Source organism: Nocardia sp. NPDC004168 (genome assembly GCF_040610355.1).
GTDB classification, from domain to species: domain Bacteria; phylum Actinomycetota; class Actinomycetes; order Mycobacteriales; family Mycobacteriaceae; genus Nocardia; species Nocardia sichangensis.
In genome coordinates, this window is record NZ_JBEXME010000013.1 from 35887 (window position 1) to 56353 (window position 20467).

The following is a 20467-nucleotide window of genomic DNA, read 5'->3' on the forward strand; positions in this document are numbered from 1 at the left end:
CCGGTGCCGTGAAAAGCGCGAGAACAGAATCCGCCGAGCCCGGCTCGGAACGGGTGGTGCGCAGGCGCCCGCGCAACCGGCGGGTGCAGATCGCGGCCACGTCCGCCGCCGCGTTCGGGGCCCTCGGCTATCACGGCGTCAGCATGGAGGAGATCGCGGCCAAGGTCGGGATCAGCTCCGCGGCGCTGTATCGCCACTACCCCAGCAAGTATTCGCTGTTCCGCGAAGAGTTGCTCCGCTTGGGCCAGATCACCGTCGACGCGGTGACACTTCCCGCCGAGGCCGAGAGCTGGAGCGCCGAGGCTCGATTGCGATACGTCATCGATGCCTTGATCGCCCAGGCCGTCACCAATCGCCCGACCGTGACTCTGGCGCGCTGGGAAGGCCGCTATCTGGATGACGAAGACGGCAAGACCCTCACCGATCAATTCGCGACCTCGATCACCGCGCTTCGCCGGCTGATCGCTGCGGTGCGCCCAGGGTTGAGCAAGCGAGACGAATTCGTCCGTGCGGTGGCGATACTCAGCATCGTCAGCAGCATCGGTGATCACCACGCCGCCCTGCCGACGAAATCCCTCGCGGCCCTGCTGGCCTCCGCCTGTTGGACGGCGGTGCACGCGGTGTTGCCGACTTTCGCCGAATCCCCCGTCGCGCAGCCGTCGACGGACCCGCCGACCCCTTTCAAACATCAGTTGTTGCTGGCGAAAGCCGTGGAACTGTTCCATGAGCGCGGATATCCGAATGTCAGCGTCGAGGACATCGCCGCCGCGGCGGACCTGGCCGCCGCGTCCGCGGTCTACCGCTACTACCGCAGCAAAAGCGACCTGTTGACCGCCGCTTTCCGTCGCGCCGCCGACCAGGTGGCGGACGCCATCGGTCCCGTCATCGCGTCTTCGGCCACTCCCTCCGCGGCGCTGACAGAATTGATCGAACTCTACGTCGCGGGCTCCTTCGCCGAGCGGGAACTGACATTCGTCTACTACACGGAGTTCTCGCACGTCCCGGCCGAAGACCGAGTCGTGTTGCGCAACATTCAGCGTCTGTCGGTGGCCGAGTGGGGCAAGCTGCTGGTCGCCGTGCGCTCCGATCTCTCCGCAGCGCAAGCGCGAATTCTCGTGCACGCCGCGTTCGGTCTGGTCGTCGACCTCGGCAGGGCCCTCGGCGACGGCGGGCACGGCTGTCCGCAGGATGCCGTGGCGCGCTTGATGCGGGTCATCTTGTTCGATACGGCGACACGACCGCCCGGCGTGCGGAAATGAGCGACCTGGCACGGCGGCCATTCCGACGGCCTGGCGATCGGTGCGAGACTCAGAACATAGGACCACATATGATTCTATGCGCCCAGTAAATATCGCCTTGGTTCCTAGTTTTATTGCGTCAGTAACTGGGAGTCGAGTAGAATCATCAGTAACATAAGCACGGGTGACCGGTCCAGGTCATCGAACGCAGGAGAGTCCGATGCCCGCCGATGTTCTCGTGGAGGAGCGACCGAAGTGGGAACGCGCCGGAGTCGGGCGTACCCCGGCTTCGGAGTCCGCGGGGTGGCGCGACACGGTCGGGTCCGGACCGTCGACCGTCAGTCAGGTGCTGGGAGCGGAGTTGACCGTGTTCGAGTTCCTCGTCGTGCTCTCCGCCGCCGGGCTGGTGTTCGGCGGTGTCCGGCTGACGTCGGCGCGACTGGTTCGCCTGGTCGCGCGACGTATGAACGCAGATGGAAGGACATCCCGATGACCGCAGTCGCTCATCAACCCGATCGCGAACACAGTGCGTCGCTGACGAAGGACCGCACCCGCATCGGTATCAGCGTCACGCATCGGCCGTACACCAAGCGGCCGATCAAACTCACCGACGCTCTGGACTTCTGGTCCTTCGCCGGCGCCGCGGCCAACGTCGTCATGCAGATGGCCCGGCCGGGCGTCGGCTACGGCGTGGCCGAAAGCAAGGTGGAGTCCGGCTCGCTGATGAAGCACCCGTGGAAACGGGCGCGTACGACCACGCAATATCTCGCGGTCGCCATCCTCGGTACCGACGAAGAGCGCAAGGCATATCGCGAAGCGGTGAATGTGGCGCACCGGCAGGTGCATTCGGCCCCGGGCGCCGCCGTGAAGTACAACGCCTTCGACCGCAACCTCCAACTGTGGGTCGCCGCCTGCCTTTACATCGGTTTCGAGGATACCTACCAGCTGTTACACGGTAGAATGAACGACGAGCAGGCCGAAGCGTTCTACACCTCGTCCTCCACTCTGGGCACCACCTTGCAGGTCACGGAGGACATGTGGCCCGCCACCCGCGCGGAATTCGACGAATATTGGAACACCGCGTGCGAGCAAGTCGTGCTGGACGACTACGTCCGAGGCTACCTCGAGAGCCTGCTGAATCTTCGCATGATCCACTGGTACCTGCGGCTGCCTTTCCGGAACCTGCTCCGGTTCCTCACCATCGGATTCCTGGCCCCGATTTTCCGGGAACAGCTCCGGGTCGAGTGGACCGACGCCGACCAGCGGAGGTTCGAGAACCTGTTCGTATTCGTTTCCTTTGTCAACCGCTTCATTCCGCGCTTCGTGCGGCACGGCGGATCGCACGCGCTGATGGTCGATCTGCGTCGGCGAATCCGCAAGCAGAAGAACCTCATATGAGTCCGAACAAGTTGCTCGTTGAACCATTCCGCCCCCGCGGAACCCGGGTTTGGTGATTTCGCGTACAGCCCGGTACATTCGTCTTGTCAAACTACCGAGCGATCGGTGGATAGGCGCGAATACCCCCGAGCGAGCCCCGAACCGATGTATACCGGTTCGGGGCTCGGTTGGTTTGTCCGCGCTTTCCCGTCAATCCGGCCGTAGTGCGGCCCCGCGGTCGGCGGCAAGAAAATCGCTGAGCAGCGACACCAGTTCCGTCGGTGCGTGCAGCGGGATGATGTGCCCGCAACCCGGAATCTCATGGTGGATCAGCACATCGGTGATGGGAGCCAATTGCCGGGCCAGCGCGTCACCCACCGGGTGTGCGCCGACGGCCATGGTCGGCACCGTGAGCCGTACGGTGGCCGCCGCGTCGTGTATCTGCCGGGCGCTGGCCGGCATCGCACGGTAGTAGGAGAACGCGCATCGCAGCGCCTCCGGGTTGCCGTAGGCCTCGACGAAGGCGTCCCGAATCGGCCCGGGGACACCGTGGCCCAAAGTGCCCGCGTCCAGAAACCAGTCGATATACGCCGCCTCGTTTCCGGCGACGACCTTCTCCGCGAGGCCCGGCACCGCATGGAACCCGAACCACCAGGGCGGCCCGGCGGACAGGAAATCCTCGGCGCCGGGCAGCGTGCCCAGCAGCGATTCCATCAGCACCAGTCGCCGCACCCGGTGCTGGTGCCGCATGGCCAGCAGAAAGGCGGGTGGCGTGCCCGCGTCGATTCCGACCACCGCCGCGGTCGGCTCGCCGAGCGCGTCCAGCAGTCCTGCGGCGTCGACGGCCAGATTCCCCGCGTCGTAGCCGTCGGCCGCGCGCGTGCTCGCCCCGAGGCCGCGCAGGTCCGGTGCGATCACTCGGTGCCCTCGCGCGAGCGGCCCGATCACCTCGGACCACAGCTGCCAGGTGTGCGGGAACCCGTGCAACAACAGGACCGCGGGCCCACGTCCGGCGATCGCGACATTCACCTCGATGCCATTGGTCGCGATGCGGCGCAACGAGATCTCGGAAGACAAGGTGGTCATCACCTACTCCTGGTCACTATTGGTTATCAGGTGACCGTAGGTAAGCTGAGCGGCGCTGCCAAGACCGCACCTTCGAATCAGGTGGTGAGCCCGAGGTGACTACCGATCCCCTGCGTAAGCACGTCGAAGCCGCCGGTGACCTGTTCGATCCCGCCTGTCCGACCCGGCGGCTGCCCGACCGCATCGGCACGAAATGGGTCTCCATGGTGGTGAAACTGCTCGCCGAGGCCGCGCCCGGCGAGATTCGCTTCGCCGAACTCCAGCGCCGCATGCCCGGTGTCTCGCAGAAGATGCTCTCCGTGACACTCCGGAATCTGACCGGGGACGGCCTGGTCGCACGGCGCGTGGAACCCACCGTGCCGCCGCGTGTACTACCGGCTCACCGAACTCGGTCTGTCGCTGGAAGTTCCGCTGGCGGCGCTACGCGCGTGGGCCGAAGCGCACATGGCCGAGATCGACCACGGCCGTCCGGACAACCACTGACACGACGGGGGAGCCGAGACCCCGACGACATCGGGTCAAGAGCAGCCCTGCACACGACGTTCGTCCGCGGTGAGCAGCACGTGGTCGAAGCGCGTGCGGGTCTGCACATCCGCACCGCCGAAATCGATCAGCGCGGCCACGAGTTCCTCGGCCAGAACACGCAGTTTCGTATTCGTCTCTTGTGATCGCCAGGTGAGCACACGGAATGCCTGATCGGCCGAAATCCCGTACACCAGCATCAAGGCGCCCTTCGCCTGCTCGATCACTTCGCGGGCGGCGACCATCTCCGGCAGCGTGGCGTCGATGATCTCCTGGCGCTCCTCGTCGACGGTGTCGGTGACATCGATGTAGTACCCCGCCGTGCCGACCACCGCACCGGTGGCGTCACGCATCTGATCGCCGACGACCAGCACGTGGTGCGTCACTCCCACGGTATCGACGATGCGGTGGCGGCCGCTGAACGGCAGCCCGGTCCGCACCGCCGTCGCCAAAGTGTCGGCGACCTCCGCTCGGTCGTCCGGATGCTTGTGCGCCAGGACCAGTTCCGTCGTCGGTGTCACCTCACCCGGTGCGTACCCGTGCAGGGCCGCGACCTCCTCCGACCATTCCCAGCGTTGATCGGCGAACCAGAATTGGAAACTTCCCGTTCTTTTGGAGACGGGGACCGTGGGCACGGCCCCCGATGGCGCATTGTCGTTCACTGGTCCGGCATTCCCCGCCGCGTAATGGGTATGCGTGTGTACCGCGCAGGCGTGAACCGCCTCACGACGCCGCGACGCATCCGCGGGCGGCCGGGCGTCACAGCTGTGGAAGCGCCTGCGCGACCATCGTGCCCTGGTGCGGGAAGACCGACCATGCGCGTCGTGGCTCCGGCAGCAGGCACACTGTGCGAGGCATTCGCGAATGTCACAGTGGCGTGGTCTGCTCCGTCTGCTCGGAGAGAACGCGGGGCGTGAGCGGCGAAGCAAGGAGCGGGAAGTGGACCATCTGCCGTCGCCGCTCCGGCTGGCCTGTACCGTGCCGGTCGCGGTGGCCGCGATGGTGTGGGTGATCATGCCGCTGCTGTCCCGGTGGTTCGCAGGGTGGTTGTCCCGCTGAGGATGTCGGTACCCATCGTCCGAATGTGATCGGCGCGCTTGTCGCTGCGGAATTATGCTGGGGCCGTGCGGATCAGACTGCGGCGTCGGGTGTACCTGGGCGCCGAGTACGCGACACTGTTCTTCGGCGGAGCGACCGTCTACAACGCGGTGTCGCGCGGCAAGTCGCCGATTCCCGCACTGCTCGCGCTGGCCGCGGGCGCGGCGGTCTATCTGCGGCGTTCCTCCGATTTCGATCGCGCCGCGTTCTGGCGCAGCGAGGCACTGTGCGCCCAGGCGCGGTCGATGGCGGCGGGCGCGGCAGCGAGCGCGGTGGCGCTCACCGCGGCGGTCGCGGTGGTGCGGCGGGAGGATCTGTTCGATCTGCCCCGGCGGAATCCCGGGATATGGCTCGCGGTGACGGTGCTGTATCCCGTGCTGAGCGTGTACCCGCAGGAATTGATCTTCCGATCGTTCCTGTTCCACCGGTACGCGCCCGTCTTCGGGGAAGGCGCGGGGTTGGTGATCGCGAGCGCGGCCGCGTTCGGCTTCGTGCACATCGTCTTCGGCAGCTGGTTCTCGGTCGCCGCCAGCGGCGTCGGTGGCTGGATCTTCGCCTCGCGGTACTCGCGGACCCGGTCGCTGTTCACCGCGTCGGTGGAGCACTCGGTGTACGGAATCCTCGTGTTCACGGTCGGTCTGGGCAGGCACTTCTATCACGGCGCCGTGCAGGCGGCCCCCACCCGGATGATCGCGGCGACGCCGGCGTGACACGGCGCGAGCTTCGGCGTCGATGACGCGGGTATCCGCCGCCCTGTGGTGGATACTCTGCGACGGGCGGTGAGCACGCCTCTGCTGTACTTCTTCATTCTCGGTGACATCCTGGGCGCGGGCGTCTACGTGCTGGTCGGCAACATAGCGCGGGAGTCCGGTGGTGCGATCTGGTTACCGCTTCTGGTGGCCCTCGGTATGTCCTGCCTCACTGCCGGTTCCTATGCCGAGTTGGCGACGAAGTATCCCAAGGCGGGCGGCTCGGCCCACTACGCTCGCCGTGCGCTCGGGTCGGCCGCGGGATCGCTCGTCGGCTTCTGCATGCTCGCGGCCGGTGTGGTGTCGGTGGCCGCGCTGAGCAGGGCGTTCGCCGCGGACTACCTCCGCGCCTTGGTCACATTGCCGACCGCGCTGGTCGTGGTGGTGTTCATCGGCGCGTTGGCGCTGCTCAACATCTATGGCATCAAGGAGTCGCTCGGCGCCAACGTGGCCGCGACCGTGGTCGAACTCGGCGGGCTCGTCGTGGTCATCGGGCTCGGCGCGTGGGTGATCGTTCGGGGAGACGCCGAACCGGCCCGGCTCGCCGAGGTGGGGACCGAACAGCACGGCGTCGTCGGCGCGACCCTGGCGGGCGCGGTGCTGGCCTTCTACTCTTTCGTCGGGTTCGAGACCTCGGTGAATCTGGCGGAGGAAGTCGCCGAGCCGCGCAGGTCCTATCCGCGCGCGCTGTTCGGGGCGCTGCTTACCGCCGGTGGCGTGTACCTGCTGATCGGCTTCGTGGCCGGCGCGGCGGTGCCCACCGATCGGCTGGCGAATTCGAGCGGTCCGCTGCTGGAGGTGGTGCGCCTGGCCGGTGGCGTCCCGGACGAGTTGTTCGCCGTGGTCGCCCTGGTGGCCGTCGCGAACGGGGCGCTGCTGACCGGCATCATGTCCTCGCGGCTGGCCTACGGCATGGCTCGCGAGGAGCTGCTTCCGCGCGCGCTGGGCCGGATTCTGCCGGGCCGCCGGACGCCGTGGGTGGCGATCGCCGTGACCGCGGCGGCGTCGTTGTCGCTCTCGCTGACCGGCGAGGTGGCCTCCCTCGCCGAGACATTGGTGTTGTTGCTGCTGGTCGTTTTCGCGGCGGTCAATGCGTCGGTGCTGATCCTGCGGCGGGAGCCCGACGTGGCCGAGCATTTTCGCGTGCCACGCGTCGTGCCTTGGCTGGGACTGGCCTCCTGTCTGTTCCTGTTCACCCGGATCGACGGGGTCGTGTGGTTGCGGGGTTGCATTCTGATCGGCATCGGATTGCTGTTCGCCGCCGTGAACGCGGTTCGCGCGCATCGGTCCCAGCCGGACGGCCATAACGCTTTCTCGGCCGGGCGCGGCGCATGACGATTCGCTCTCCATTGCGCGGCGACACGGACAGGTCGTTGCACCTGGATGCGCCCGGTGGTACTTCTTCACGGCGCCACAGCGCCGATCGCAGTACGGAGATTCGGATCGGTACCCCCTGAACTCGCCCCTGTCCCGGAGGTTCCACGCGATGACTTATCCAGTGCACGGCGGCTCCTCGCTCCGCAGCAGACTCCGCGGCTACACCCCGCGGCGGTACAACCGGCTCCCGGCGGCGCATCGCGTTCTCGCCGTCCCGAATCGTCCCAGCGAATGGCATCCGGGGATGCTGTGGTGGGATGCGAGCACAGTGCGCGTGACGTACCCACGGCCGGAGGCCACGGGGCGTTGGAACACCGTGCCGCACCTCGTGTTACCGGTCGACCACGGGCGTCTGGCCTTCTGTATCTCGTCGCATTCCAGCGAGGCTCGGCATCTGGCCCGCGAACCTCGGGTCATCGTGCAGGCCGCGGACTGGCGAGGTGCGCCGGCTCTCGGGTCGCGGCAGCATCAGGGCACGGCCGAATTGCTTCGTACCGGGCCACTGTTCCACCAGGTGCGGACCGGTATGCAGACCAAATACGGACGATGGCTCGGTCTGGCGCGTCTGGGCCACAGACTGGCCATGGGCGCGGCGCCCTACGGCGACATCGTGGTCGTCGTCACCGTGAGCGAGAACTCGCTGCTCGGTACGTGACCTCACCCCTCGGGAGTTCCGCGGTCCGGCGGTGACATCGCGCGAAGCCGATCCGAGAGCGGTTCGCTCGAACTGGACACGTGCACAGAGCGCTGTCCATACGATGGGGTCGTCGTGTCGCGGAAAGCGTGACGCACCGAGACCGGCGGAGGTCGGCGTGAAGGTTCATGTGCAGGTCACCGGAGCGCCACCGCACGTCGCGGCCGACGCGCGAGCGCTGGCCGAGACCGGGGCCGACGGCCTGTTCACCTTCGAGGGCCCGCACGACGTGTTCTTTCCCCTCGTCGTCGCAGCCGGAGTGACATCCCTGGAACTGATGACGAACGTGGCGATCGCCGGGCCGCGTAGCCCGATGCATCTGGCCCACGCTGCCTACGATCTGCGACTCTACAGCGAGGGACGGTTCCGGCTCGGGTTGGGCTCGCAGATCCGCGCCCATATCGAGAAGCGCTACGGCAGCAGTTGGGGCGCGCCCGCGGAGCGCACCGCGGAGAGCGTGGCGGCGGTGAAAGCGATCCTCGCCGCGTGGGAAGGGCGGGGCCCGTTGAACTTTCGCGGCAAGTACTACACGCACACGCTGATGCCGCCCACCTTCGATCCCGGGCCGAACCCGTTCGGTCCGCCTCCGGTGCTGATGGGCGCGCTCGGACCGGTGATGACGCGCAAGGCCGCGGAGGTCGCCGACGGACTGCTGGTGATGCCGTTCAACAGCGGTCGCCATTTCACCGAGCGCACACTGCCCGCCGTCGCCGAGGGCCTGCGCCGGGCCGGGCGGACCGCGGACGGATTCCCGGTGATCGCTCAAGTCATGGTCGCGCTCGGGCGCACCGAGGAAGCTCTGACCGCCGCGATGGGCGGCGTGGGCTCGCTGATCGCGTTCTACGGGTCCACGCCCGCGTATCGTCCGGTCCTCGAAGTCGAGGGATGGGCGGCGCTGCATCCCAAACTCAACGCGCTGTCCAAGACGGGCGATTTCGCCGAGATGCGGGCGGCGGTCACCGACGAGATGGTGCGCACGATCGGGGTGGCAGGCACACCGGAAGAGTGTGCGGCGCAGATCAGCGCCCGCTTCGGCGCCGGGATCGAAGAGGTGTGCTGCTACTTCCCCGGTTACACACCGGATGCGGCGGACGTCGCAGACTTGGTGCAAGCATTGCACCGGAGCGGTGAGGTGCGCCCGTCGCTCGACGCGGCCCAGGGCCGACAGCGAAGTTAGCAACCGCGGACCACCGGGTCATCCGTTCGGCGCACGATGCGCGAAAGAGTGGTGACCCGGGCGAAGGTGGCTTTGACTGCACGAATGCCTGTTCCACCCCATGCTCGCGGCTATGACGACTTCGGCGGCTCCGTCGGCCGCACCACGGCAGATTCGACACCGGAGTGGAGCTATCCGCCCACCGCTCCCGAGGGAGCTCCGAACATCGTCGTGGTGCTGATCGACGACATGGGGTACAGCGACATCGGCCCGTTCGGCTCCGAGATCGAGACGCCGACGCTGGACCGCCTGGCCGCCGACGGTCTCCGGCTGACCAACTACCACACCACTCCGCTGTGCTCGCCGTCGCGCGCGTCGCTGCTGACCGGCATCAACGCCCACCGCGCCGGCTTCGGCTTCGTCGCCAACGCCGATCCCGGATATCCGGGGCTGCGCCTGGAACTGGCGGACGACGTGCTGACACTGCCGGAGATCCTGCGCGGCAACGGTTACGCCACCTATGCCGTCGGCAAATGGCACCTGGTGCGCGACGCCACGATGAACCCGGCCGCGCACCGGGATTCCTGGCCGACCCAGCGCGGCTTCGACCGCTACTACGGCTCGCTCGAGGGCCTCAACTCCTTCTACTACCCGAACCAGCTGGTGTCGGACTCCTCGGTCGTCGACATCGAGGAGTACCCGGAGGGGTACTACCTCACCGACGATCTGACCGACAAGGCCATCGCCTACATCAAGGATCTGCGCGCGCACGACGCCACCAAGCCGTTCTTCTTGTACTTCGCGCACGTCGCCATGCACGGTCCGTTGCAGGCCAAGCCCGCGGACCTGGCCAAATACCGCGGCCGCTACGCGAAGGGGTGGGACGATCTGCGCAGGAGCCGGTTCGCCGCCCAACTCGCCCAGGGCCTCTTTCCCGCGGGCACGCAGCAGAAGCCCCGCAACACCGAGCCGGGTTACGAAGCGGCGGAGTGGGATTCGCTGACTCCCGCACAGCAGCGGCGATTCGCGCGGTACATGGAGGTGTACGCGGGCATGGTCGACAGCATCGACCAGAGCCTGGGGCGCCTCGTCGACACGCTCGAACAACTCGGCGAGCTCGACAACACCATCGTGGTGTTCACCTCGGACAACGGCGGCACCGCCGAGGGCGGGCCGGAAGGCACCCGCACCTACTTCGCGGAGTTCGCCCACATCACCGATCCGGACTGGATCGGCGACGTCCCGCACGACGAGGAGCTGATCGGCACCGCGAAGCTGGGTGTCCACTATCCGCGCGGGTGGGGCCAGGCGTCCAATACGCCGTTCCGCTTCTACAAGGGCCAGACCTTCGCGGGCGGCGTACGCGTGCCGTTCGTGATCTCCTGGCCCAAGGGGCTGCCGCGCGGCGCGGGCGACAACGGCATCCGGCACGAGTACACCTACGTCACCGATCTCGCGCCGACCTTGCTGGAACTGGCCGGATTGCGGCGGCCGGGCGTACGCAACGGGCTGCCCGCCAAGGAGTTCGACGGCGTCTCGGCCGTGCGGACGCTGCGTGACCCCCATGCGGTGTCCGAGCACACCGAGCAGTACTCGGAGATGGTCGGCAATCGCGGCTTCTATCGCGACGGATGGAAACTGCTGTCGCTGTACGAGCCCGGGACCGATATCGATGAGCCGAGATGGCAGCTGTTCGACGTTCGCGCCGATCCGACGGAGCTGCACGATCTTTCCGAGCGGTTCCCGGAGAAGGTCGCGGAACTGGCCGCCGCATGGGACGAATCCGCCTGGGCGAATACCGTGTTCCCCTTGCTCACGCGCCAGGATCTGGCACGGCGGCGGCCGGAGGAGGATCGATTCTCCGCGCCGGTCCGGCTGCTGCCGGGCACCCCGACCCTGGAGCGGTATCGCTCGCAGCGACTGATCGCCTATCGGGACTTCGTCATCGAGGCGGAACTCGCCGGGTACGCGTCCGGCGACGAAGGGGTTCTCGTCGCGCACGGCGACCCGCTGGGCGGCTATGTGCTCTACCTCGAGAACGGCCGGGTGACGTTCGGTGTCAACAGCTACGGCCGCTACGACAGCGTCACCACGCGCACCCTCGCGGAAGGAACGCGGCACATCACCGTGCGCGCCACGGTGCGGCCCCGGCTGCGGTGGGATTTCGTCATCGAGCTCGATGGCGTCCAGGTCGCGCGGCTGGTGGATCGAGTCCAGCTGGTCGGTATGTCACCGTGGACCGGGATTTCCGTCGGCGTCGACGCTCGCGGTCCGGTGGCGTGGGAACTGCGCGAACGCCGCGGCACTTTCCGCTACACCGGCGCGCTGCGAGCTGTCACCTACACGCCCGGTCCGATCCAGGTGCCGCGCCGGACCATCGAGGCGGTGGAGCGCGAGGCGGAGTTCGTCGCCGAATGAACCTTTGTGACCGGGCGTTGGTGCACCGGTTCGATCAACTGGCAGCGGCGAGCATGTGCTCGGGGAAGGTGGGTGCATTCGGAGGGGATCGAGCGCACCCACCCTCGCGCCTCGGCGACAGCTGAGCAGCGGGCACAGCCGACGCGGGCAGCGTCGGGACTGACCGACGGAAACGAATGCGAAAACCCCCGGAAACCCCGACCCGTCACCGACCTTAACGCCGTCGGCCCGACAATGACAGAGAAACGCTTGCCTGAAACGGTTTTCAGGCGACTTCAGGCTGTCTTAAGCCAACGCTTGCGAAGGTGATCGTCGTCTTCGAGATGACGATTCCCGCAGTAGGTTTTCCTATGAAAGTCGCTATTCGCCGCGTACTTCCCGGTCGGCGCGGGCTGCTCGCGGCCGCCGTCGACGCGAACAGCGGGGCCGTGCTGGGCACGGTGCGGCAGGACTGACGGACATGGTTGTGCGCAAGATCGCCACGATATCGACGCTCGCTGTCGCGATTGCCTGCGTTCCGGCCGGAAACGTAGGCGCCGCACCACCGGAAGCCGGTGGGCAAGCCGTGAACTACACCGCGACCGCTTCCGCCGAGAGCGTGGTCGTCCGGATCGACTCCGGCTCGCTGCAGGCCGAGAACGGAGTGTTCGCGATCGCGGCGAACGACGGCACCGTGCTCGCGGGCACGCCGCTGCAATTCCGGGTCGACGACTTCGTTTTCCCGATCGCGGCCGACATCGGCGGCCGGACCGCCACGCTCACACCGTTGTTCGACCTCGAGCACGCGGCGTACCGCCCGGTCGCCCTGCCGTTCGAGGACTCGGCGCGTTGGCGCACGCCGTATGAGCGGGAGGTCGCGGCATTCACCCGGCTGAAGGACACCATCGCGACGGGCGCCGCGATCGGCACCGTCGCCGGTGGCCTCGGTGGCGGCCTGGTCGGCTGCGTGCTCGGCGGCATCGCGGGAGCGACCGTCGCGGCCGCGACGATCGTCGGCATGTTCGGCCCGTTCATCCCGGCCGCCGCCGTCGGCTGTCTGGGCGGAATCCTGGCCGTGGGGGCTCTGGGCACACTCGCCGGTCAGCTTTTCGTCACCGCGCCGATCGCCGTCGCCGCTCTGGTGCAGTACTTCACCACCGTCAACCAGCCCTTCGTCCCGTCGGCCCCGTAACTCTCCGGCTGGATCACCGAACACGTGCCGCGCCGGGTCGTCCTGCCGGGTCCCGGCGCCTCGAACTGTTTCGCCCGTCCAGGACAGGGCAGCTATGTGATGTGAGCATGCGATTGCGTCGTAGCCGACCGTACGACGGCGGACTCCGACGCGTCCGGCGTGGACGCGGGTTCGGCTATCGCACCGTGCACGGCGAACCGGTGCGGGACGACGCGACACTGGAGCGCGTCCGCGGGTTGGCGATTCCGCCGGCCTGGCGAAAGGTGTGGATCTGCGCGCAGGAGAACGGTCACATCCAAGCCGTCGGCGTCGATGCCGCGGGCCGCCGCCAGTACCTGTACCACGAGCAGTGGCGCAAGGAGCGAGACGAGGAGAAGTTCGACCGGGTCCTGGCCTTGGCGGGCCGCCTGCCGGAGGTCCGCGCGCAGGTCCGGGAGGATCTGGCCCTGCGCGGCTCGGCCCGGCGGCGGGTGGAAGCGGTGGCCATCGATCTGGTGGATCGCGGAGTGTTCCGGGTCGGGGGCGAGGAGTACGCCGAGGAGCACGGCACCCGGGGAGTCGCGACATTGCTGCGCGAGCAGGTCCGGGTGTCGGGGGAGCAGATGCTCTTCGACTATCGCGCCAAGGGCGGTATCCGGCGACGAGTGAGCGTCCGAGACCCATTGCTGGCCAAAGCCGTTCGATCACTGCAGCGCGGCAGGACGGAATCCGATCGGCTCTTGGTGTACCGGGACGGCGACCGCTACGGCGAACTGCGCGCCGACGACATCAACGCGCGCTTCCAAGAACTCGCCGCCTGCGAGTGCAGCGTCAAAGACCTGCGCACCTGGCAGGCGACCGTCCTGGCCGCGGCCGCGCTCGGTTCGATGGAACGGCCGTCGAACCTCCGTGCGCGCAAGCGTGCGGTCCGGGAGGTCATGGACGAGGTCGCAGCCGCACTCGGCAATACCCCGGCCGTCGCCCAGGCGTCCTATGTCGATCCACGGGTGGTGACCGCCTTCGAGAACGGTACGACCGTCGCCGCGGCGCTGCGGCGCGCGAAGCGGGCCGGATCCGCCGACGCGGAGCGGGCGGTCATCGACAGCGCCGTCATCCGCATGCTGCGCCGGACACGGTGATACCGAGGTACCGGGAATGTGGCCGCCACCCGGTCTCGCTCATCGCTCGTCGAGTGAGGGCAGGACGGTCTCGCGCATGATCAACAAGACGGCCGCGGCGACGGGGATGGCCAGCAACGCCCCGATGATCCCGAGCAACGCGCCACCGAGCAGCACCGCCACCACGGTCACGAGCGCGGGTACGTGCACCGCGCGGCCGATGATGCGTGGCACCAGAACGTAGTCCTCGAACAGGCGCAACGCGATGAAGAACGCGACGGTCGCCACCGCGACCGGCAGGGAGACGGTCAACGCGACCAGCGCGACGATCACCCCGGCGAGCGTCGAACCGACGATCGGGATCAGGTCGAGCACAGCTACCAGCACCGCCAGCAGCAGTGGGTACGGCACGTCGAAGATGAGCAGCCAGATGCCGGTCAGGACGGCGGTGATCAGCGAGATGACCAGGTTGCCCAGGATGTAGCCGCCGACCTTGGCGAAGATCTCGTCGCCGATCAGAATGGCGCGGGAGCGGCGCGAGTGGGGGAAGAGCCGGTAGACCGAAGCGCGCACGCGAGTGAAGTTCGCCATGAAGTAGGCGGTCAGCACCGCGATGATGACCGTGCTGCTGAGAATCGAGAACACCGCGCGCCCGGCGTCCAGCACCCCGGTGGTCAAGCCGGAGGAGTCCGATTCGAGTGTTCGCCGCAGCCGGTCTTGCAGGTGGAATCGCTGGTCGAGGCTACCGATGTAGGGATAGCGGTCGGCCAGATGAGTGACGTAATCGGGCGCGTTGTGCGCGAGCGCCTCACCCTGCGTGACCAGCGGTGGTATCGCCGCGGCGAGGAATCCGGCGAACAGGCCGAGCCCGACCAGGTAGACGGTCGTCACCGCGGCCCAGCGCGGGAACCGGGGCCGTACCAGCCGGGACACCAACGGCTCCATCCCGACGGCCAGGAACAACGCCACCACGATCAGGATCAGCGTCTGGCCCGCCGCGAGCACGGTGCGAATGGCGGCGTAGGTCACCGCGACACCGGCGGCTCCGGTCATCCCGATCATGAACGGCGAGCGCCGATCGAAGGGACGCCCGGGTCGGCCCAGGGGGAACTCCGCACTGCGCGCACGGGCGGCTTCGGCCTCGGCGGCGACGATCGGACCGGATTCGTCGGTGCCGTGGGGTTGTGCGATGTCGCCGCTGTGTCCGCTGTCCGCGGCATCGGGGGCGGGATGTTCTTCGTCGGGAGTGTCTCTTTCGGACATACCTTCCGTCCGATCCGTGGGTGTGCTGGCCCGGTATGGCAGTGCGCGATTTACCCGCTGTACGGCCGCCCAAACACGGCGTCCGGAGCGGTGATGGCCGGTCTACGCGCCGAGGGTGTCGCACCGGCGCGGAATCGCACCGCGGCGACGGCACGCCCGCACGTCATCGGGGGTCCGCGGCCCGATGGAATCGACACCGTCGGGTCGTTCGATCGGCACCAGCTGATCCCGCGCGTTCCCAGCCGTCGGCGAACACCGTGCACATCCGAAGCGGCACCCGAAAAGCGGCCTAAGCCACCGCTATAGCGCGGCCTGTCACCGCATCGAGCTGCCGGAATACAAGCTGCACAGTCGGTTTCCGCATTCTCGCGTGCCCTCATCCGCCCGAATCAGCAACGTCGCAGCCATCGGCAGCCGATACTGGTGAACAGCCCGTGCACACTCGCGGTGATCCCTACGAGCCGATCCATCAGCGACGCTCCGAGAATCGACAGGATCCGGCGATGCCCAAGATCGCAAACCTGAACCCGCTGCCGATGGCCGACATCGGAGGGTCGGATCTGTTCATCCCCTTCCGCATGCCGAGCGGTGAGATCGGGTACCTGCTCGGTGACACGTTCTCCGGCGCCGAACCCGCGGTGGGAGGGCCGAATTGGCGTTCCCCGATGCTGTTGCGCAGCGGCACCCACGACATGTCCGCACCGATAGAATTCCGATCGGCGGCGCGGGATGCCCGGCAACTCTGGGACTACCCGCACGACAATCCCCAGTACTCCACGGTTCTGCCCTGCGACGCCATCACCATCGGCAGCCGGATCTATCTGTGGGTGATGGTCACCCAGGGATTGGCGAACGAGCGGTGGTGCGAGATCCGGTATTCCGACGACAACGGCGAGAGCTGGACCGATACCGCCGTGCGGTGGTCGACCAGCGCCTACGGCGGTAAACGCACGATGATCTCGTGGGAACGCGGTGGCGACGGCTACGTCTACGTCATCTCCACCGGCGGACTGGCCAGGAACAAGAACATGCTGCTGTGGCGAGTACGCGAGAGCCATGCCGCGCTCATCGACCCGGCGGCCTGGCAAGGATGGGGCTGGAACGGACAGGATTGGGGCTGGGGCCGGGATCCGGGCGGCGATCCGCGTTTCGGCATCCTGGCCGACGACACGAAACTGGGCGAGATCGGATTGCGGCGGATCCAAGGGAATTGGGTGATGTCGGGATTCGACGCCGGGGCCTACGGTGCCTTCGTCAAGGTGGCCAGGAGGATCACCGACAACTGGCGCACAGCCTGGACCTACCGCCCGGTGAAAGGATCTTTCTGGGCGCCGGGCGGTCCCGATATCGTGCCGCGCCTCTATGGTTGTTATGTCCACCCGGACAGCAGGTTCGACGGCGCGTTCTGCATGATCGTCAGCGAATGGGCGGAACCCGGTAACCCGTATCGGGGTATGCAATACCGGATCTACGGAGTTCGGCCCGCCGCTGCGCTCAGCGCAAGGCGGGTCCTCAGCCGGGAACGCGCCGGTTCGTCCCGCGCAACGGATTGGCCACCGGGAAGGTGATCGCGGGCAGCGTCACCGACATCCGCACGGTCGTCCCCGATTCCGAGTGGTCGATGTCGAGTTCCTCGGTCAGGGCGCGCATCATGTCGATACCGCGGCCGCGATACCCCGGATCGGATGCCCGTGGCTTCCAGCCGCCCGCGTCGGCGACCACGATGACGACGGTGTCGATGTCGCAGGTGGCCGACATCCGCACCCGGCCGGTGTCGTCGTTGCGGTAGGCGTGCTCGATGCTGTTGCTACACGCCTCGTTGGCCGCCGCGACCAGGTCGGCGGCCAGGTCGTGCGGCACCGCCGCGGCGGCCAGCCAGCCCTTCAGCGTGCGCCGCAGGGCCGCGAGCTCGTCCGCGCGCGCGGGCACGTCCAGCCGCAGCGGCGCGGGCGGCTGGCGGTAGACCACCATGGCGACGTCGTCGTCGTACCCCGCGGACGGCCGCAGGCGCGACAGCACCGCGTCGGCCACTTCGCGCGGCAGCCGTCCCGAGGTGTCGGCGAGGACCGCGGCGATCTTGGCGAACCCCTCGTCGATGTCGACGCCGCGCTGTTCGACCAAACCGTCGGTGAACAGCACCAGGGTCGAACCGGGTGTGAGCGCCGTGGTGGCCTCCGGCCTGCGCGGCGGATCGAAGGTCGCCAGCGGCACCGAGCGCCCGCCTTCCAGCAGCCTGCCGGTCCTGGCGACGTCCGCGAGGATCGGTGGCATGTGACCGGCGCTGCTGTAGCGGACCAGACCGCGCACCGGGTCCAGCACGGCGGCGCAGACGGTGGTGCACATGGCGCCGGGGATGCGAGCGGCGACGGTGTCGAGTTCGGCGAGCAGCTGCGCAGGTCCCGCGCCGCGCAGCAGCAGCGCACGGGCGGCGGTTCGCAGCTGTCCCATCACGACCGCGGCGGACAAGCCACGACCGACGCAGTCGCCGACCACGACGCCGATGGTGCCGTCGCGCAGCGGCACCACGTCGTACCAGTCGCCGCCGATCTCCAGCGGCGGCAGCGCCGGCTCGTAGTGCACCGAGAAACGCGGCGGCAGATCGATCGGGCCGAGCATGGCGCGCTGGAGGGTCAGCGAGGTGGCGCGGGCCTGGTCGAAGTTGCGCGCCCGCTGCACGGCGAGACTGAGATGACCGATCAACAGGGAGAACAGCGTCCAGTCCGCGGCACTGATCGCCCGGGGTGCGGCGAAGCGCAACCACACCGCCGCGTCGCCGGTCTCGCCGAGCGGAGCGACGATGCCCTCGGAGCTCTCGGCTCCATCCGGAATGGCCAGCAGGCTGCGTGGCGGCCTGCGTCTGGCCCGCTCCAGCAGGGCGCGCGACCCGTCGTCGAGGGACGCGGCGCCGTCGTGCGAAGTGCGGTCGGCGCCCGTGCCCGAGACGTACACCTCCGGCACGGCGTTGCGGCTGGGCCACACCGCCACCACCGCCGTTTCCGCGCCCACGGTACGGCGCAGCTCGTCGAGCCCGACGGCGAGCACTTCGACCACACTGGTGGCCGCGCCGACAGCCGTGGCGAGCCGGGACGCGGCCTGGTCGCGCGCCTGCGCGTCGTGTTCGGCGGTGATGTCGCGGAGCGTGCCGACGAAGATCCGCTCGTTGTCCTCCGGCTTGATCAGGGCGCTGGTGCTCACCGCGAGCCATACATTGCGCCCGTCGCGGTGCCGGATCGGGATGACGAAGCGCTGTGCCTCGGTACCGAGGTCGGGATAGCGCGGACCGTCCGGGCTCGACCACGGATGCGGCAGCGGATAGGGGATGCCCGCGGCGCCGTAGCCGGTCAAGGCGCCGAAGGCGGTGTTGACCTCGATGATGGTGCCCTGCGCGTCGGCGACGAAGAAGCCGTCCTGCAGCGATTCCACCAGCGCCGTGCGGAACGCGTCGCGTCCGGCCAGATCGTCGGCGCGGGTGCGCTGCTGCTCGTAGCGGCGGGTGCCGTCCAGATAGCCGCGGGTCGCGATGTCCAGCGGAACCAGGGTCTGCAACAGGAATTCCAGCGCGGTTTCCGGTAGGCGTGCCGCGAGTTCGCGGCCCTCGGTGGCCGCGTCCTTCTGTCGCTGTTCCTCCGCTTCCTGGACCACGCGGAAGTGGTTCTCCGTGAGGTCGAGCAGGCTGATGCCTTCGACCAGGGCCCGCCTGCCCAGCTCGTAGCCCTCGGCGAGACCGGCCTGGGTCGGCGAATCCATGTGCCGCCGTAGCGCATCGCCATAGTCGTCCAGGAAGTCGGCCAGCAGGGCGCTCATTTGGCCGTCCCCCCCGCACCGCGGTGCCGCGCCGCGAGCACCAGCGCGTCGTCGGTGTCCTTGGCGTGCCGGGCGAGCATGTCGGCGGTGATGTCGGCGGTGGACTTGGAAAGGTCGATGGCCGAGGCGGATTCGGTGACGATACCGTCGGTGGACATCAACAGCAGGTCACCGGGACGGACCGCGACCGACTGCGGCTGGAGGTTGGCCGGAAGGCGATAGCCGACGATGCCCGCGGTCAGCAGGACGGTGGCGTGCACCTTCAGGCTGCCCGCCGGACCCGCGGTGAGCACCTGCGATTCGACATTGCCGACGCCGAGCCAGCGCACCGTGTCGCCCTCGTCGAACAGGGCCAGCGAGATCGCCGCCCCCCGGGTGTCGGCCATCGCCCGATGGCACAACACCATCAGCACGTCCAGCGGTTCGGCGCGGTTCTCCGACAGCACCCGCGCGGCGCGATCGGCCGCGTCCGCCGCGGCGGCGCCGTGTCCGAGCCCGTCGAGGACCGCGAAGAGGACGGTGCCGCCACCGGCGTCGAGGACGACACCGCGGTCACCGGAGACCTGTTGACCCGGCAGTGCGCGTCCGGCCACCGCCCACTCGATCCGGCCGATGAACCCGTCCTCATGCACCGTTCGGTACCCACTTCCACATCTCCACCAGCGTGCCGCGACCCGGCGCGGAATCCACGGTCAGCCGGTCCATCAACCGCCGGGCGCCGGGCAGACCGAGCCCGAGCCCGCGTCCGGTGGAGTAGCCGTCCTCCAATGCTCTGGCGATGTCGATGATGCCGGGCCCCTGGTCCTCGGCCTGCACCACCAGGGCCTGACGGCCCTCCCGGTCGTCGACGAGCAGACGGATCTCGCCGCTGCCCGCGTAACTGGTGATGTTGCGGGCGATCTCGGAGATCGCCGTGGAGATCATCGTGCGGTCGGTGAGGGTGAATCCGAGTTTCGCTGCCAGTTCGCGTCCGGCTTGACGTGCGGTCACGATGTCTCCGGACACCCTGACCGCGATCACCACGTTCTCAGCGGCCACTGTCACGACCGTCTCGCTGGCGACGGGCTGGGATCTTGCGGTCCAACCAGGCGAGTCCCTCTTCCAGATCGAGGGCGGTGTGCATGTCCTCGAAGGTGAGACCGAGCTGCACCATGGCGAACGCGACTTCCGGTTGCAGACCGACGATCACCGTTTCGGCGCCGCGCAGCTGCGTCATGTGCGCGATGGTACGCAACGATCTCGCGGCGAACGAATCCATCACGTCGATCGCGGTGACATCGACGATGATGCCGTGTGCCCGGTATTTGCTGACCTGTTTCATCAGGTCGTCCTGCAGGCGCTCGGTATCGGCGTCCGTCAGCGCCGACTGCACCGACGCGATGAGATACGTCCCTTGTTTGAGAATCGGAACCGGCAT

19 protein-coding genes and 1 pseudogene are annotated in these 20467 nt (G+C 68.0%); 13 read left to right on the forward strand and 7 right to left on the reverse strand.

Annotated features, from left to right (window positions below; all coding sequences use genetic code 11):
• Positions 1-8 precede the first annotated feature (8 nt).
• From ABZW96_RS22655 to ABZW96_RS22665, 3 genes are all read left to right on the forward strand, one after another.
• The gene (locus ABZW96_RS22655) at positions 9-1259 is read left to right on the forward strand and encodes a TetR/AcrR family transcriptional regulator (RefSeq protein ID WP_355077451.1); all 1251 of its coding nucleotides are present in this window, start codon (positions 9-11) and stop codon (positions 1257-1259) included.
• A 199-nt stretch (positions 1260-1458) separates the two neighbouring features.
• A complete protein-coding gene (locus ABZW96_RS22660) occupies positions 1459-1731 on the forward strand; it encodes a hypothetical protein (RefSeq protein WP_355077453.1) in 273 nt (90 codons plus the stop codon).
• Complete coding sequence (locus ABZW96_RS22665) at positions 1728-2636, forward strand: oxygenase MpaB family protein (protein ID WP_355077455.1); 909 nt, start codon at positions 1728-1730, stop codon at positions 2634-2636. Before ABZW96_RS22660 ends, ABZW96_RS22665 begins: the two co-directional genes overlap by 4 nt.
• Before the next feature lie 189 nt (positions 2637-2825).
• Here the strand turns inward: ABZW96_RS22665 and ABZW96_RS22670 are convergent, their stop codons facing one another.
• The gene (locus tag ABZW96_RS22670; RefSeq protein WP_355077457.1) at positions 2826-3701 is read right to left on the reverse strand and encodes an alpha/beta hydrolase; all 876 of its coding nucleotides are present in this window, start codon (positions 3699-3701) and stop codon (positions 2826-2828) included.
• 203 nt (positions 3702-3904) lie between these two features.
• On the opposite strand from ABZW96_RS22670, the pseudogene ABZW96_RS22675 reads away from it, so the two are divergent.
• Positions 3905-4012: pseudogene (locus ABZW96_RS22675) on the forward strand (winged helix-turn-helix transcriptional regulator); the annotation flags it as partial.
• A 207-nt stretch (positions 4013-4219) separates the two neighbouring features.
• On the opposite strand, the gene ABZW96_RS22680 reads toward ABZW96_RS22675, so the two are convergent.
• The gene (locus ABZW96_RS22680; RefSeq protein ID WP_355077682.1) at positions 4220-4858 is read right to left on the reverse strand and encodes a PAS and ANTAR domain-containing protein; all 639 of its coding nucleotides are present in this window, start codon (positions 4856-4858) and stop codon (positions 4220-4222) included.
• Between the two features lie 229 nt (positions 4859-5087).
• On the opposite strand from ABZW96_RS22680, the gene ABZW96_RS22685 reads away from it, so the two are divergent.
• From ABZW96_RS22685 to ABZW96_RS22720, 8 genes are all read left to right on the forward strand, one after another.
• Positions 5088-5282: a hypothetical protein gene (locus ABZW96_RS22685; RefSeq protein ID WP_355077459.1), complete on the forward strand. Its 195-nt coding sequence runs from the start codon at positions 5088-5090 to the stop codon at positions 5280-5282.
• A gap of 65 nt (positions 5283-5347) precedes the next feature.
• On the forward strand, positions 5348-6031 hold the full coding sequence (locus tag ABZW96_RS22690; protein ID WP_355077461.1) for a CPBP family intramembrane glutamic endopeptidase: 684 nt from the start codon (positions 5348-5350) through the stop codon (positions 6029-6031).
• Positions 6032-6100: 69 nt separating this feature from the next.
• Positions 6101-7405, forward strand: coding sequence for an APC family permease (locus tag ABZW96_RS22695; protein WP_355077463.1), 1305 nt, complete (start codon positions 6101-6103; stop codon positions 7403-7405).
• Between the two features lie 151 nt (positions 7406-7556).
• Positions 7557-8102 carry a hypothetical protein gene (locus tag ABZW96_RS22700; protein ID WP_355077465.1) on the forward strand — a complete coding sequence of 182 codons (546 nt, stop codon included), beginning with the start codon at positions 7557-7559 and terminating at the stop codon, positions 8100-8102.
• Between the two features lie 157 nt (positions 8103-8259).
• Positions 8260-9318 (forward strand): TIGR03617 family F420-dependent LLM class oxidoreductase, encoded by a 1059-nt coding sequence (locus ABZW96_RS22705; RefSeq protein ID WP_355077466.1) that lies wholly within the window; start codon positions 8260-8262, stop codon positions 9316-9318.
• 84 nt (positions 9319-9402) lie between these two features.
• Positions 9403-11715 (forward strand): arylsulfatase, encoded by a 2313-nt coding sequence (locus ABZW96_RS22710; RefSeq protein WP_355077468.1) that lies wholly within the window; start codon positions 9403-9405, stop codon positions 11713-11715.
• Between the two features lie 460 nt (positions 11716-12175).
• Positions 12176-12886: a hypothetical protein gene (locus tag ABZW96_RS22715; RefSeq protein ID WP_355077470.1), complete on the forward strand. Its 711-nt coding sequence runs from the start codon at positions 12176-12178 to the stop codon at positions 12884-12886.
• Positions 12887-12993: 107 nt separating this feature from the next.
• Positions 12994-14004: a DNA topoisomerase IB gene (locus ABZW96_RS22720; protein ID WP_355077472.1), complete on the forward strand. Its 1011-nt coding sequence runs from the start codon at positions 12994-12996 to the stop codon at positions 14002-14004.
• Between the two features lie 39 nt (positions 14005-14043).
• On the opposite strand, the gene ABZW96_RS22725 is transcribed toward ABZW96_RS22720, so the two are convergent.
• Entirely contained in the window at positions 14044-15246 is a 1203-nt protein-coding gene (locus ABZW96_RS22725) for an AI-2E family transporter (RefSeq protein WP_355077474.1), read from the reverse strand.
• A gap of 503 nt (positions 15247-15749) precedes the next feature.
• Between ABZW96_RS22725 and ABZW96_RS22730 the strand changes: the two genes are divergently transcribed.
• Positions 15750-16814, forward strand: a complete 1065-nt coding sequence (locus tag ABZW96_RS22730) for a DUF4185 domain-containing protein (protein WP_355077476.1) — start codon at positions 15750-15752, stop codon at positions 16812-16814.
• On the opposite strand, the gene ABZW96_RS22735 is transcribed toward ABZW96_RS22730, so the two are convergent.
• From ABZW96_RS22735 to ABZW96_RS22750, 4 genes are read right to left on the reverse strand one after another with little or no spacing between them, the layout of a single operon-like run.
• Positions 16759-19050 (reverse strand): SpoIIE family protein phosphatase, encoded by a 2292-nt coding sequence (locus tag ABZW96_RS22735; protein WP_355077478.1) that lies wholly within the window; start codon positions 19048-19050, stop codon positions 16759-16761. The two genes, ABZW96_RS22730 and ABZW96_RS22735, sit on opposite strands and share 56 nt — an antisense overlap.
• On the reverse strand, positions 19047-19682 hold the full coding sequence (locus ABZW96_RS22740) for a SpoIIE family protein phosphatase (protein WP_355077479.1): 636 nt from the start codon (positions 19680-19682) through the stop codon (positions 19047-19049). The genes ABZW96_RS22735 and ABZW96_RS22740 overlap by 4 nt, the downstream gene beginning before the upstream one ends.
• Positions 19675-20088, reverse strand: a complete 414-nt coding sequence (locus ABZW96_RS22745) for an ATP-binding protein (protein WP_051020806.1) — start codon at positions 20086-20088, stop codon at positions 19675-19677. Before ABZW96_RS22745 ends, ABZW96_RS22740 begins: the two co-directional genes overlap by 8 nt.
• On the reverse strand, positions 20078-20467 hold the full coding sequence (locus tag ABZW96_RS22750) for an STAS domain-containing protein (protein WP_039798459.1): 390 nt from the start codon (positions 20465-20467) through the stop codon (positions 20078-20080). The genes ABZW96_RS22745 and ABZW96_RS22750 overlap by 11 nt, the downstream gene beginning before the upstream one ends.

Bases quoted from the DNA above. Each gene is read 5' to 3' on its own strand.
- ABZW96_RS22660 (WP_355077453.1), top strand. From the start codon at position 1,459: ATGCCCGCCGATGTTCTCGTGGAGGAGCGACCGAAGTGGGAACGCGCC.
- ABZW96_RS22665 (WP_355077455.1), top strand. From the start codon at position 1,728: ATGACCGCAGTCGCTCATCAACCCGATCGCGAACACAGTGCGTCGCTG.
- ABZW96_RS22670 (WP_355077457.1), bottom strand. From the start codon at position 3,701: ATGACCACCTTGTCTTCCGAGATCTCGTTGCGCCGCATCGCGACCAAT.
- ABZW96_RS22685 (WP_355077459.1), top strand. From the start codon at position 5,088: ATGTCACAGTGGCGTGGTCTGCTCCGTCTGCTCGGAGAGAACGCGGGG.
- ABZW96_RS22700 (WP_355077465.1), top strand. From the start codon at position 7,557: ATGACTTATCCAGTGCACGGCGGCTCCTCGCTCCGCAGCAGACTCCGC.
- ABZW96_RS22710 (WP_355077468.1), top strand. From the start codon at position 9,403: ATGCCTGTTCCACCCCATGCTCGCGGCTATGACGACTTCGGCGGCTCC.
- ABZW96_RS22715 (WP_355077470.1), top strand. From the start codon at position 12,176: ATGGTTGTGCGCAAGATCGCCACGATATCGACGCTCGCTGTCGCGATT.
- ABZW96_RS22720 (WP_355077472.1), top strand. From the start codon at position 12,994: ATGCGATTGCGTCGTAGCCGACCGTACGACGGCGGACTCCGACGCGTC.
- ABZW96_RS22725 (WP_355077474.1), bottom strand. From the start codon at position 15,246: ATGTCCGAAAGAGACACTCCCGACGAAGAACATCCCGCCCCCGATGCC.
- ABZW96_RS22730 (WP_355077476.1), top strand. From the start codon at position 15,750: ATGCCCAAGATCGCAAACCTGAACCCGCTGCCGATGGCCGACATCGGA.
- ABZW96_RS22735 (WP_355077478.1), bottom strand. From the start codon at position 19,050: ATGAGCGCCCTGCTGGCCGACTTCCTGGACGACTATGGCGATGCGCTA.
- ABZW96_RS22750 (WP_039798459.1), bottom strand. From the start codon at position 20,467: ATGCCGGTTCCGATTCTCAAACAAGGGACGTATCTCATCGCGTCGGTG.